We start from the raw sequence: 13,340 nt of genomic DNA on the forward strand, positions 1-13,340 counted from the left end.
AAGAGAGCTTTAATTGAAACAGTCAATGACCAACTCAAAAATATTTCTCAAATAGAGCATTCAAGACACAGGAGTATCTGGAATTTTCTGGTGAATCTTCTGGCTGGATTAGTAGCTTACTCTTATTTCCCGCAGAAACCTTCTCTTGATCTAGAGCCCAAAGCTTTATCGGCTCTCCCTCCTACTGTTTTTTAACCCTGATTCAGCAGCTAGAAGATAGAGCCTAATCCATTTTAAATCTCATGACGCACAAAGCGCCAAGCTTTGCTGAGCGCAATTTATTTTTTAGCGATCGCGTATGGTCTTGGTTTCATCTTGTCGAACTCAGGTTCATTTACCCAAAAGAGGTCATCATCTCCTACATATTGAACTAAATCAGTTGCTAGATTGCTTAAATGAGGGATTGCTAAAGCTACTCTTGTGATATCTTCTTGAGTTGGAATTGATGGAATAGATTGCGAGATAGCAATCAATGGTTGAATGAATTTTTGCTTGAGTAATTCGGAATTTTCTAGGGTTGCGAGTTTTGCTTGAAAATATTGAGCGATCAAGGAATGGAGTTGATATTGCTGATTAGAATTTATTTTGAGGAGATTAAATCTGAGTAAATAAAGATCTCTTAATTCTTCAGCTTCTTCGCCGTTTTCTCCTTCTAATAGACCGTCTTTGACCCATGACCAAATGAAAGGATCTGAATTGAATAAACCTAAATAACATCCTAATTCTTGAGCCGTTGAGGGAATTTCATTCCAGGATAAATCGAAAGCTGCGGCTACTCCTAGCTGGCCCACCATGTCCGAATCTTGACGATGTATTAATGACCTAGCATCAAGCTTTCTCTCCTCCAATTTCTGGATAACTTTTCCAATAGTAAATGTCGGATGCAAATCTAAATATCTACCAACCAGTTCTAACCCCAATGGCAGATACCCCAACCATTTACATAGTCTTTCAAGACTTTCTTTCTCCTGTTCAAAATCAATTTGAGAATCCTCAGCTAGGGAAATAATTAAAGCAAATGCGGCTTTAGGAGATAATATATCTAAATCTAAATGCTCAATATTTTTTCCTGGCTTCTGTCGACTAGTACTTAATATCTTGATATTAGATTTAACAGATCGCAGATACGCTTGAATATTCTTGCGATAATATTCACCATAATTAGGAACATCATCCAAGATAACTAAGGAATTTTTCTCACTCCAATGATTCCAACAATATTGAACTTGTCCTACCAAATCAAGATCATCGCGAACGTGGAGATTAAGTGATGATTTGGCAAACTGAACAATCTGGGTGCCAATATCTTCTCTAGCTCTTAACCAGCAAATACTTCCTGGATATTGGTCTTGATATTTGAGGGCATATTGAATCGCTAGCTCAGTTTTACCAATGCCACCCATCCCTGAAATAGCAGATATTGCAACAGATTTTGACTTTTGCAATAGTTGATGGAGATTGTTTAAATCCGCATCGCGACCCACGAAATAATTGCTTTTGAATCGGGGCAAATTATTGGGAATGCCCGTAATCTCATCCGGAATGCGATCGCCCTTGTGATAATGGTTAGTGCTGTTATCAACATAATCACGAAATTTCTCATTGTAATTACCCCGATTGAGGTCTATTGCTCTGGGGTTATCATCGCTGGTCATGGCAAAAGGCGATCTCTTCGAGATCCGCTCCACGGGGCGCTAAAATACTTTTCATTCAACCTTTATTCTAAACGAATCCATAGTAATTTCGTCTACAAAATTACGAAGTTACGTCAGTTCGACGAATTTTCTTTTTGATCAAACTTCCCAGGTTGAACAACGAAGTAATAGGCTTTTCCCTAAATCCCCAAATCCCCAAATCCCCAAACAAAACAAGCTCATCATCTACTTCTTCGAGTTAACTTTAATCAATAGGTTTTACTCATCAACAGTTTTAAATAATCCCTAGCTGTACACCGAGAAATTAATTGGTTCTTGCTGGAAACTCGACATCCCCAACAATTTTCAGGAGCTGACCAGAGCTCTAAATGGGACTTTGCCGGATCAGCATAAAAACCCTCATCTCCTGCCCCCAAGATTGCCGAACTCCAATGGGTAAAATGGTCATGACTCAGGCGATAAATAGGAAACATCGGGAATAAAGGAACACCCCAACCATCGATCGCAATAAAAGCCGTGATCTTAAAGCCGCTCAACTGCAAGGCGATCGCAGCGCCTATGCCCCCAACAACTCCCGCACTAAAAGTAACGAACAGCAACTCCTGAGAAACTAGTTTTTGTTTCTGTATCCAGTCATAAATATGCCATGAATCATAGGCTGGGTAATGATTTGCCGGAAAAACTAAGGAATTATCTTCTAGAGATAAACTAGCAATAAAACTATCCGTTAACTTAGGTTCATGAATTCCTGGGCAAATTATTACGTTCATTAAACAAAAGTAAACCGATGATTACGAAATAAAAAGTATCAACAAAGGATCTGGGACGACCCGTAGGTAATAAGGAGAATGATTAATGACTAGTAACCAAAATACTACATAAGGAAGCGCGATCGTGGTAACAATTTCGGAACATAAGCATCCCCCAACTGTTGATAGTAATGATCAGGATAGAGTAGCTGTCTTGTTAATGGGGTATGGCGAAGTAGAAAGCTATGAAGATTTTGCTAACTATAACGAACAAGCCCTCAATCTTTTAACTGCTAAATTTGCTCCTGTACCAACTTGGATTTATCCTCCTTTGGCTAAATTACTAGCGATGTTCGATCTTCATGAATGGGGACATCAGCATGGTAATTTTATCTCTCCTCACAATCAAATTTTTGAGCAACAAAGAGCAGGAATTGAAAACAAGTTACAAGAAACTTGGGGTGAAAAAGTCAAAGTTTTTAAAGCCTTTAACTTTTGTGCACCTTTTTTGCCAGAGCAAGTATTAGCCCAAATCAAAGAAGAAGGATTTACTAAATTATTAATCTACCCTTTACTCGTTGTCGATTCCATTTTCACTAGTGGCATTGCGGTAGAGCAGGTCAATAAAGCATTAACCAAACTAGCCGATTCTGGTTCTCACTGGATAGAAAACACCCGTTATATTCCCTCATTTTATAATAAGACCGACTATATCAAGCTTCTGGCAAAAATGGTAGAAGATAAAATTACCAGTGAATTGTCTCAAGCTTATTTGCCATCCCAGGTCGGGATTATCTTAATGAATCATGGCTGTCCCCATAAAGCCAAAGGATTCACTTCCGGCATTGATGAAAGCCAAGCTCTTTATGAATTAGTTAGAGAAGAACTGATTGCCAAATACCCCTTAATTTCTGTGGGTTGGCTCAACCATGATACTCCTTTAATTGAATGGACACAGCCTAATGTGGAGTTAGCAGCAAATAACCTAATTGAGTTGGGTGCAACGGCAATCCTCATGATGCCTATTGGTTTTGCAACGGAAAATCATGAAACTCTTCTGGATGTAGACCATATCATTCACCATCTACAACATCGTCATTCTGAGGTTCATTTTGACAAAATGCCTTGTGTTAATGACAATGCTGAGTTCTTGAATATGGCAGCAGATTGGGCAACCGAACAAATCGAAGATTTACTGGCAGAAACAGGGGTAAATGTTAACCCTCAATTAGCATCAGCTAATCATGGTCATTCCCATCATCACCATCATCATTAACCAAGTGGGCGACGCGATGTAGGGGCGATTCGCGAATCGCCCCTACAGATGTATAAATCATTTATTTTTGGGCATAAGGATAAGGACATCCTTTATCCTTCATACTTGTCCCAATCTTGGGGTTTAAGGAATATTTCGTATAATTCTGCTTCTGGAGTTCCTGGTTCTGGTGTGTAACCATATTCCCAGCGCACCAAAGGAGGCAAAGACATGAGAATCGATTCAGTCCGTCCCTTAGTTTGTAAGCCGAAAATTGTTCCGCGATCGTAAACAAGATTGAACTCTACATAACGTCCCCGACGGTATAGCTGAAAGTTTCTCTCGCGATCGCCATATTCAGTATCTTGACGTCGTTCTGCGATCGGCACATAGGCTGGTAAAAAAGAATTGCCACAACTTTGCACAAAAGCAAATAGCTGTTCCCAACTGCGATTTACCTGACCGACTTGATTACTATAAACATCGGCAGGACTATTAGTTTCCGAACCACAATAGAGTTTGCTATTACCATCTTGATAATCAAAAAAGATACCGCCAATGCCCCGTGCCTCTTGACGATGTTTTAAATAAAAATATTGATCGCACCAACGTTTAAAAGCGGGATAATATTCTGGATGATGCTCGTCACAAGCTTGTTTGATAGTTTTGTGAAAATGAATCGCATCTTCAGCAAAAGGATAATAGGGAGTAAGATCGACACCACCGCCAAACCACCAAACAGGGCCGGCTTCAAAATAGCGATAGTTAAGATGCACTGTGGGAACATAGGGATTACGAGGATGCAATACCATCGATGTTCCCGCAGCGTAAAAACCATGTCCTGCGGCTTCAGGGCGCTGTACTAAGATTGCTGGCGGCAGACTATCGCCCCAAACTTCAGAAAAGTTGACTCCTCCCTGCTCAAACACTCTACCATCTCGAATCACACGAGTGCGTCCACCACCACCTTCTGCTCTTTGCCAATTGTCCTCGACAAATTTAGCCTGACCATCAAGTTGTTCTAAACCCTGACAAATATTATCTTGGAGCTGTTGGACAAATTGCTTGACTCGCTCTCTTGAATCTTTAGGAGGAAGAGATGCTTGATTGGCATTTTGAGGCGTGATTAAGGTTTGACTGCTCATTGGGTTGTTGTAATCTAAGTCTACGATATATAACTATATAGCAATATAATTTTGTTTCTATTTGGCTTTGTAAAACTTAACTCTTGACCAAATAAACAATATTTAAAGTGGGCAATTAAAATGCTGAGCTGCCATGGGATATAATCCTCCGCCTTGTTCTTGACCATGCATAATTTAATTTTATGCGTTCTAATTTTGCTGTATAAATAAAGTTATTTAACCTTGACGTCCTGGCATGGCTAAAAATATTAAGTTTAAGAAGGTCAAAAAAAATCTCGATCAAGCTGGCATCAAATTTGTTCGCATCTTATGGTGTGACAATGCCAATATTATTCGAGGTAAAGCGGTGCATCTAGATTTGCTGTCCGAATACTTTAATTCTGGAGTAGGGATCTCCACCGGACAGCAGGGAATCCCTGTAATGCAAGATGTCGTGATACCCGAAACTGGTTTGAGTCCCGTGGGAGAAGTTCGTTTAGTCCCCGATTGGTCAACTCTCAAGCTTTTGTCCCATGCTCCTGGTCATGCTAGCGTTATGGGTAATATGGTACTGGCAGGAGAACCCTGGGCAATGTGCCCTCGCAACTTCTTGACGAGAAGTATTGCTGCGGCTAAAGATCGAGGATTATCAGTCAAGGCAGCATTTGAGAATGAATTTTACTTACTGCGCCCGACAACTAAAGGATTGGAACCGGCTGATGAAACAGTTTTTGCTTCTAGTTATGCAATGGATCTGCATCGGGAAGTCATTAATGAAATTGCCGACTCGCTCATTGCCCAAGGAATACCTGTAGAACAGTATTATCCCGAATCAGGCCCCGGGCAACAGGAAATTTCCATGCGCTATACCGATGCTTTAGCTGCGGCTGATAGACAGATTGCCTTCAGAGAAACTGTCAAGGTAATCGCTTATAAACACGATTTGGCAGCCTCTTTTTTGCCCAAAATCTTCCCCAATGCTGCTGGCAGCGGCTGCCACATTCACCTCAGTCTCTGGCAAAATGGGCAGAACTTATTGCCTGACGAACAAGGGATCTGCGGACTTTCCCCAACAGCAAGAAAATTTATTGCGGGAATTTTGCATCATCTGCCATCATTAATGGCATTGACTACTCCCAGTGTTAACTCTTACCGTCGCTTGCTGCCCCATTGTTGGAGTGGTGCTTATCGCTGTTGGGGATTAGATAATCGAGAAGCTGCCCTGCGAATACCCAGCAATCCCATTGGCTGTCCCACCCATTTGGAGTTAAAAACCGTAGATGCCTCGGCCAATCCCTATCTAGCATTAGGAGCTGTGATCGCTTCTGGCTTGGATGGAATTAACAGAAATCTCGAAGCACCGCATCCCGTAAATATAGACCCAGGAAATTTAAGCGACGAAGAACTTGCCACTCAGGGAATCGATCGCTTACCGAGTAGTTTGGGGTCAGCGATTGCTTGTCTTCAAAAAAATGATATTCTTTTGCAGGCTTTAAATTCGGAATTGTCTCAAGCGTTCCTGGCAGTACGTGAGGCGGAGTGGGCAACAATGAAAGATTGGGAATTAGAACAAGAAGTAAAAACTTTATGGGCGCGATACTGATAAACCGAGACTATTCGGTTTACTTTGGTCAAAGCGCAAAAGTTACGAAATAATCCAATTCCCATTTCCCTGGTTGTGAATAGAGATATCAAGACCAGCGGGGAGCTTGGCAATAACATTGCTAGAAGTTATTTCCCCACCGACAGTATCTGTCAAAATAATGTCGCCAGTACCAAAATCATAATGGACACTGTCCACGCCATCTACTCTCATATCTTCTAGACGCAATACATCTTTATGATCGTTGAAATCGAAAATTAAATCAAAAACAACTTGGCCTTGATCGTCAAATTGCAAGTCACTATCAGGACCATAAGCACCGGCATTTTCATCTCCTTTAATAATAAAAGTATCTAGCCCAAAACCACCTACCAAAAAGTCAGCACCGACACCTCCCCTTAAATGGTCATCACCGCTCAAGCCAATGATAGTGTCGTTTCCTGTAAAGCCATCAATGCGATCTCTAAATGGGGTGCCAATAATAAAATCATCCTCTGGCGTCCCCTCAATGAATGTTGTGTTCGTATTGAAACCTGAGAAAGTAAAAATAGATTCAGTAAATAAGTCTACGTCAAGCACATAGTCAACAAGGTCTGAGAAATTTAAAATACTCATAAAACCTCCTGCAATTCTTTTTGGGGTTATAAGTATTCTAATGTTGTCTATGCTATGCGTTTATTAATTTTTATCCCTTAGGCGCTAGAGATTCTTGGAAATGCAATCTCTTGAAAAAGATTTGCGATCGCGAAATTTTATGCAAACAAGACTAATGATGAAATGCTCAGACAAGATTTTTTAAGAAAGATTACAAAGTAAAGCTTAGTACATATGAACATCTATTCATACGTTATGATTTCAGTGTTCGAGTTTTTATTTGGACATTAACTACTTTTGCTATAGGAGAAGAATGATCATGACAGCTGCTACTGTTACCCAAATGAAATGTGCTTGTCCTTCTTGTTTATGTATCGTTAATGTAAGCGATGCCATTAGTAAAGAAGGCAAATACTACTGTTCTGATGCTTGCGCCAAGGGCCACTCAGAAGGGGCTGGATGTTCCCATGCCGGTTGTGGATGTCACGCCTAAACTTAGCTTGACTTCAAGCAACAATGAATAAATTCTTCAGACGCTCTTTCAATCCGGCAAGCAAACCAAGAAGAGCGTTTAGTCTACCTCGTCCAGATGTTCTGCGACAGACTGGTAAAATTCCAAAACGTGATTGTCTTGAAGACGATAGAAAACTTTCCGTCCTCTTCTTTGATAACTAACCAAGCGCATTGCCCTTAAGACACGCAATTGATGAGAAACAGCGGACTCGCTCATTTCTAGGGTAATAGCCAAATCACAGACGCATAGTTCCTGTATTGCCAGCACAGAAAGAATACGCAAGCGATTAGGATCTCCTACTCCGCTGAAGAACTCTGCCATGCGCTGCGCTTTTGACAGGTTAAGAATTTTCCCAGACAATTCCTCCAAATACGTATTTTCTGAAGAATTATGAGGATGACAAGTTAAATTATTTTTATTTTTTCGAGAGGTGACGAGATCTTTTTGTCGTGGAGTGGAAGAATCCATTTAATTGATGAAGATACTTTCATATATTCGTCAATTATACCCCCATTAATTACACTTCTTATTAACTATCGGGTCGGGTGGTATTTCTAAGAGTCTGCGACACTAGTTTATTCTGGAATCGCGATCGCATTGTCAAAAGCAAGAAAGCTGAGAAAGGAACGATCTCATATGTTGATGAAACATCAAGTAATAACTTTGAAATATGATCGCATGTAAAGATTTTTAAATCAAATATTCACAGAAGTTGCGATCGCAGACCCATCTATGCAACAATAACATTTGACATTAACTTCGAAAATAAAGTACCGCCATGACAAGACCAAAAAAAGGAGAAGTAGTTGAAACTAATTCCCCATTCAAAAGAATGAGACTTGATGCACACATGACCCAGGAACAACTAGCCAGAGACATCGAGGTTGCTGTTTCTACCGTGCGCCGCTGGGAAAAAGGTCAAACTGAACCCACCTTTACAATCGCGCAAATGAAAAACTTTTGTAAGGCAACTGAGAAGAGTTTTGCCGATTTGCCAGATTCTTTGATCCCAGGCAAATCCCCCGCCTAAGCAAACAAAAAGGAGCCAGAAAACTGGCTCCAAAGCAATACTCCTAAAAAAAGATAGTAATTGACAACCCTCAAATCACCCTCTTTAATTGTCATAATTTAGGACCATAACTATCCCAGAGTTCTCCTAGGAAAAATTTTCCAAAATCAAATAATGCTTTAGTTTTTTCGGGTAAAGACTCAGCATTCGTAACTCGCATTGTCGAAACTAGCTTGGCTAATTCTGCGACATTCAAACTCAAAACCCCTGCCCCAACAACAGTTCCTGATTTATCTGTTCCCTGATGTAATTGGCAGTATAAGGTAGTAGTGTCGGACCACAGGTCAAAGCCTGGATCGTCTCGAACCTCCTTTTTGCCAGCCAAATAATAATCTTGGCCCTTATGACTAAAAGCCAGTTCATAAATCATTAACTTAAGTTCAGGCTGATCTGTGGGAGAGAATAAATTAAAGACACCAGTCTTCGCCGGAATATTTTCCCCAAAAAGCGAAAAATCGATATGACCAGTAATGCTGCCAAGATGATTTGGATCGCTGATAAATCGCTCTAGATCACGAATATTGACTGTAGCATGCATAGCAAGATGAGTTTTTTCAGCCTTACCTTGGGTTTCTCCAGCCCGAGGATCGGTATTTTCTAACGAAAAACTCCCCGCCATAGTTTCACGGAAAGTAATGCCCAATTGATTTTCTTTCATTTGAGTTATCTCATTGGTAAAGGGTAAGCCTTGAGGTTGCATAGTTTGCAAATACTGATAAGCATCGGCATAACCGAGATCAATTAGGGTTGCCGCGTCAATATTGCCAAAATATAAATCTGGATCTAGAGGCAAAGGATAGGTCGGTTTAATCAGATGTAGCTTAATGGGTTTTGTCTGTCCATAGATACTATGACCTTGCAGAATAAGCTTATTGATTTCATTTATGCGATCGCATTCGGCAAACAAAGCGCTATTTGCCGTGATCTCCATCATCTGGATAAATTGTTTGAATAGACCTGAATTATATTCCTTGGTATTGCCAATACACCAAATGACCCAGATTTCTTCTGCGCCTTGATGCACTGCTTCGATTAAATTAGTATTTTTGATCCATAGAGGATCGGTATAAAAATATTCTCCTCTAGTCACTGGGGGCATCAAAATGGGAATCGAAATACCTGCCACTAAAAGGTCTAAATCAATTGCCTGGTGGGGGAAAACTTCATTAGTTTTTAGGGAAAAATTTCCGATATTATAAGTTCCCTGAATCGCGATCGCGGCCTTGATTTTCTCAACATCAATTCCTAGATGGGGAAACACTCCTTGAACAATGCCATCAGCATCTGCCATTGCAAGCAAACCACTAGCATCGAGATATTTTTTTAATGGCATCAAAGAGACAAAATCTTGAACCTTCAGAGTACGCCAGCGATCGCATATTGACTGGGGAGACAAACCGGAAAACAGCATTGACATATTAATAGAACCACCAGAAGTTCCATCAACATGAGAGAAGGTCATCCCCGACTCGATCAGAGCTAAAATTACCCCTGCTTGATAGGCAACACGCATGCCGCCACCAGCCAGTAACAGGGAACGCTTCACTCCTGTATAGCCTTCAGGATTTGCTCCATAGGGTTTATGCTCTAATTCTTTCATTGATATTTTGTCCCCAGCCCATTACCCATTACTTATTACTTATTACTTATTACTTAAATTACTTCTCTTTCAAAGATTGCGGCGGCGCTAACCATTCCTCACTTAATCCCAGATCAACGACACTTTCTAATCCTTCTGGAGGTTTTTGAGGTAGTTGATCATAGCCGAGAAACCAAGACTCAAAATGGTCGTCGAGAACGCCTTTAGTTTCTGGAAAAAACCCCGCAAACAATGGGTTAGGGTCAATATCCAGTTCCTTGAGGGGTTGCAAACGAGGGTGAGAGCCGAGAGTCAGCACAGCAGATCCTGGCTTGAACAGAAAGAAGCCTAATTTACCCTGAAAATAAACATAGGATTTCATTAACATGCCGCGAAATTGACAGTAGTTTGTACCCGGCATATTTAGGGGAAGCCAAGCCTTCTGGGGTTTTTTAACTTCGATTTTCATTGCCAGCTGACCATCCAAATCATACTGGCTGCTAACAGTTTCTTCGCCAATCAGAAAATCTAGATTAGCCTGATGTTTAGGCATACCCCAAATACCTTTGCCACCCTTAACCGAGATCTCACTACTAACAGGTAAATCAAAAACATATTGCCCTGTATTAAATTGTTTCATCAAAAGACCAGGAATTAGTCGCGGTGCTGGATTCGCGCCTTGGGTACAAGCAATACCAATACTAAATTCAACATATTTGCCAATATCAGTTACTCGATAATCAATTACCGTAATTAGCAATAAACCTTTGTTCCAAAGACGGAAAGGATGCAGTTCTTTGCCTGGTAATAATGCTTTTGCCTTATCTGCATTAATCGGAAAAGCTGCCATCAAAGCAGGAGTTTTGTCGGAATTGACAGGTAGCTGAAAAGGAATATCATCCACCAAAGAATATAATCCTGTCTGCTCTCGAATTCGCTTGGGAATTCCCATAAAAATTTCTCCTTTAATCCCTAAAATCTAAAACCTAAAACCTAACCCCTAACACCTTTCCAATTCCGAGACTATTAGTGGAAAGACATCAACAGCAGCATTTTTCCCCATAAAAATATCTAAATGACTATAATCAGGCATAATATGTAATGAATGATAGTCAGGACGGTAAGAATTGAAAAATTCCCAGGTTTTCTCCTGACTTTCAGGTAAAAAACAGAGATTATGCTCTCCCCCAAAAAAGGCAATCCGAGCCTCAGTTTTCGGAGCTTGAGCCACAAAATCATCGGGTAATTCGGGCTTGCCCTCGACAGAAATCAAATGTCCTTTGCTGATACAAGCAGAAATTTGATCAAAGAAAGTCAGAGGCACATAGGCAAATTCTTGTTTAAGCCATTCATGGGTGGGCTCATTCAGATTTTCGTGGAGCCACAAGGCAGGAAAACCAAAACCATAGGTAAAACTAACTTGTTTACAGACAGGATTATTGCATTCATGATGGGTCAGCGCGACAAAAGCAGAAATTAACTTTGCAGCTGGGCTTTTGGGATCTAATCCCCATTGTGGATCGAGGTGATCGCTAAGGGGTTTGACTAGAGGCAAAGCTGCCTTGATTTTAATTGCCGAACCAGTAGGCACAATAGTATGGAGTGAAACCGCATTGCTAATAATGGTTTCGACTTCAGGAACCAACCCAGCAACCGCAGACATCATGAAACTAGTAGAACCTTGACAATGAACAATGGCCTTGATTTTGTCCCATCCTGTTTCTGAGACAATGGTTTTTACTGCTTGAGGATGGTCGTAGATTGCAGCTCGATCTAATGTCCAACGATTGGGCTTGACATCTATGCTGGCACGCCAATTTTCTAACCAAACATCGTAGCCACGGGCAACTAGATAATCCACGATATCAGTTTCCACAGGGGCCCGAAAAATATTGGCTCGCACTCCCGCACCATGCACCAATAGCACAGGAGCTTTATCAGGAGGGTTAGCTCCTTGAACGCGAATCAAATTACATTCGATGCCATCTTGAGTTGTGAAGGGGAAAATAGTTTCCTTAATATTCTTGTTGGGGTTGACTTCGAGCATGATTTAGTTTCCTGGCTTCTCTACATTGTTATGATTGAGGATAAATTTTTAAGCAACACAGATGCCAAATTGGGGTAGCAGTTCGTCCACAATATATAGTCGATGGGCTTTGAGAGCATCATGAAATAATTTCCAATCACTTTGGAGAAAAGTAGAATTATAGGGAAATCTTTCTTTTCCTGTGTCGATCGCCTTTTCGGTTTTTAAAGCTTCATATTTCCAAGAACCTCGACCCTTGGAAATGTAAGGGACTTCTGCTGTGCCAAAACTAAATTTTCCCTCCCGAATGCTAGCAAGCCATTTTTCATGTCGAGCATGACTGTCATTGTCTCTAATGGTCGCGATCATCTGAGCAATTAATTCGCGATCGCCAGTTGGCAGTCCCGAGACTTCGGCAGTGGGATCTTTGAGCCGATAACGTTGTAGCCAGATATACATATTCTCTGCTGCTTCGAGAAAATCACGGGGATTGTCGCGTTCTACTTGCCGGCCCAACCCATCCTTATAACCCCATTTCAAAAAAGGTTTATCAGGATTAGATAATACGGCGCCATGACCTAAAGGGAAGGCATCGCCAATTAAAGCCCCAGCTAATTGCTCCAGAAAATTTTTCCGAAAATATTTATTGAGTCGTTGGTTAAATTCACTATCAATTTCACCATTTTCATCCACCAAATCGTCGGCTTCGTTCACTCGATGATTGACTCCCGCAAATCCCTGATGGGCCCAAGTATCAGCATAAACATGCATAGTAATGCCTAAACGGTACAAACCAGAGGACTTATGATGATTTAGAATGGCCTCTGTGACCATTGCCTGAGCCACATGGCTATTGGGACGACAAATCAGTTTGTGAATAAATTTGCCTTCGGGATCTTCTCCTGCAGGTAAACCATCATTGCCTGGTAGAAAATGAAAAGGAATCCAAACTTGATAATTGGCCAATTTACGAAAATTCCGATAATCTAGCATCTTGTGAGCCGAACTAATCCGACTAAACAGACCACCGTTCTCAAACAGGATCAGTCCTGCATTGGTTGCATCATCTACATATTGAGCGCTATGGGCGATCGTATTCGCTTGGGCATGGTCAAATCCTGCTAGGCGTGATAAGACATAGGTAACGCTGTGATGGAAATCAATTTGCATCT

Annotated in this window: 14 protein-coding genes; 5 read left to right on the plus strand and 9 right to left on the minus strand. The window is 41.0% G+C overall.

Features of this window, described 5'->3' with window-relative positions; all coding sequences use genetic code 11:
* A partial coding sequence (locus XEN7305_RS15945; RefSeq protein WP_006509744.1) for a transposase occupies positions 1–195 on the plus strand: 195 nt, incomplete at its 5' end.
* An 83-nt stretch (positions 196–278) separates the two neighbouring features.
* Here XEN7305_RS15945 and XEN7305_RS15950 read toward each other — a convergent pair.
* Together XEN7305_RS15950 and XEN7305_RS15955 are read right to left on the minus strand one after the other, a co-directional pair.
* Positions 279–1,655, minus strand: coding sequence for an NB-ARC domain-containing protein (locus XEN7305_RS15950; RefSeq protein ID WP_006510497.1), 1,377 nt, complete (start codon positions 1,653–1,655; stop codon positions 279–281).
* A gap of 248 nt (positions 1,656–1,903) precedes the next feature.
* Positions 1,904–2,425, minus strand: a complete 522-nt coding sequence (locus XEN7305_RS15955; protein WP_006510498.1) for a hypothetical protein — start codon at positions 2,423–2,425, stop codon at positions 1,904–1,906.
* Between the two features lie 124 nt (positions 2,426–2,549).
* Between XEN7305_RS15955 and XEN7305_RS15960 the strand changes: the two genes are divergently transcribed.
* The gene (locus tag XEN7305_RS15960) at positions 2,550–3,680 is read left to right on the plus strand and encodes a ferrochelatase (protein ID WP_006510499.1); all 1,131 of its coding nucleotides are present in this window, start codon (positions 2,550–2,552) and stop codon (positions 3,678–3,680) included.
* A 92-nt stretch (positions 3,681–3,772) separates the two neighbouring features.
* On the opposite strand, the gene hemF is transcribed toward XEN7305_RS15960, so the two are convergent.
* Positions 3,773–4,804: an oxygen-dependent coproporphyrinogen oxidase gene (gene hemF / locus XEN7305_RS15965; RefSeq protein WP_006510501.1), complete on the minus strand. Its 1,032-nt coding sequence runs from the start codon at positions 4,802–4,804 to the stop codon at positions 3,773–3,775.
* 235 nt (positions 4,805–5,039) lie between these two features.
* On the opposite strand from hemF, the gene XEN7305_RS15970 reads away from it, so the two are divergent.
* Positions 5,040–6,386: a glutamine synthetase family protein gene (locus XEN7305_RS15970; protein ID WP_006510502.1), complete on the plus strand. Its 1,347-nt coding sequence runs from the start codon at positions 5,040–5,042 to the stop codon at positions 6,384–6,386.
* Between the two features lie 42 nt (positions 6,387–6,428).
* On the opposite strand, the gene XEN7305_RS15975 is transcribed toward XEN7305_RS15970, so the two are convergent.
* Positions 6,429–7,001, minus strand: a complete 573-nt coding sequence (locus tag XEN7305_RS15975; RefSeq protein ID WP_006510503.1) for a calcium-binding protein — start codon at positions 6,999–7,001, stop codon at positions 6,429–6,431.
* Between the two features lie 298 nt (positions 7,002–7,299).
* Between XEN7305_RS15975 and XEN7305_RS27770 the strand changes: the two genes are divergently transcribed.
* Positions 7,300–7,473 carry a metallothionein gene (locus XEN7305_RS27770; protein WP_006510504.1) on the plus strand — a complete coding sequence of 58 codons (174 nt, stop codon included), beginning with the start codon at positions 7,300–7,302 and terminating at the stop codon, positions 7,471–7,473.
* Between the two features lie 78 nt (positions 7,474–7,551).
* Here XEN7305_RS27770 and XEN7305_RS15980 read toward each other — a convergent pair whose 3' ends face one another.
* Positions 7,552–7,962 carry a helix-turn-helix transcriptional regulator gene (locus XEN7305_RS15980; RefSeq protein ID WP_006510505.1) on the minus strand — a complete coding sequence of 137 codons (411 nt, stop codon included), beginning with the start codon at positions 7,960–7,962 and terminating at the stop codon, positions 7,552–7,554.
* Between the two features lie 310 nt (positions 7,963–8,272).
* On the opposite strand from XEN7305_RS15980, the gene XEN7305_RS15985 reads away from it, so the two are divergent.
* Positions 8,273–8,524 carry a helix-turn-helix transcriptional regulator gene (locus tag XEN7305_RS15985; protein ID WP_006510506.1) on the plus strand — a complete coding sequence of 84 codons (252 nt, stop codon included), beginning with the start codon at positions 8,273–8,275 and terminating at the stop codon, positions 8,522–8,524.
* Positions 8,525–8,615: 91 nt separating this feature from the next.
* Here the strand turns inward: XEN7305_RS15985 and XEN7305_RS15990 are convergent, their stop codons facing one another.
* Genes XEN7305_RS15990 through XEN7305_RS16005 form a run of 4 tightly spaced genes read right to left on the minus strand, consistent with a single transcriptional unit; the run spans position 8,616 to position 13,338 of the window.
* A complete protein-coding gene (locus XEN7305_RS15990; protein WP_006510507.1) occupies positions 8,616–10,163 on the minus strand; it encodes a patatin-like phospholipase family protein in 1,548 nt (515 codons plus the stop codon).
* Positions 10,164–10,221: 58 nt separating this feature from the next.
* Positions 10,222–11,094, minus strand: coding sequence for an acetoacetate decarboxylase family protein (locus XEN7305_RS15995; protein ID WP_006510508.1), 873 nt, complete (start codon positions 11,092–11,094; stop codon positions 10,222–10,224).
* 48 nt (positions 11,095–11,142) lie between these two features.
* A complete protein-coding gene (locus tag XEN7305_RS16000; RefSeq protein ID WP_006510509.1) occupies positions 11,143–12,189 on the minus strand; it encodes a hypothetical protein in 1,047 nt (348 codons plus the stop codon).
* A 48-nt stretch (positions 12,190–12,237) separates the two neighbouring features.
* On the minus strand, positions 12,238–13,338 hold the full coding sequence (locus tag XEN7305_RS16005) for a DUF6765 family protein (RefSeq protein ID WP_006510510.1): 1,101 nt from the start codon (positions 13,336–13,338) through the stop codon (positions 12,238–12,240).
* Between the last annotated feature and the right edge of the window lie 2 nt (positions 13,339–13,340).

The sequence above is a fragment of the Xenococcus sp. PCC 7305 genome (genome assembly GCF_000332055.1).
Lineage (GTDB): Bacteria > Cyanobacteriota > Cyanobacteriia > Cyanobacteriales > Xenococcaceae > Xenococcus.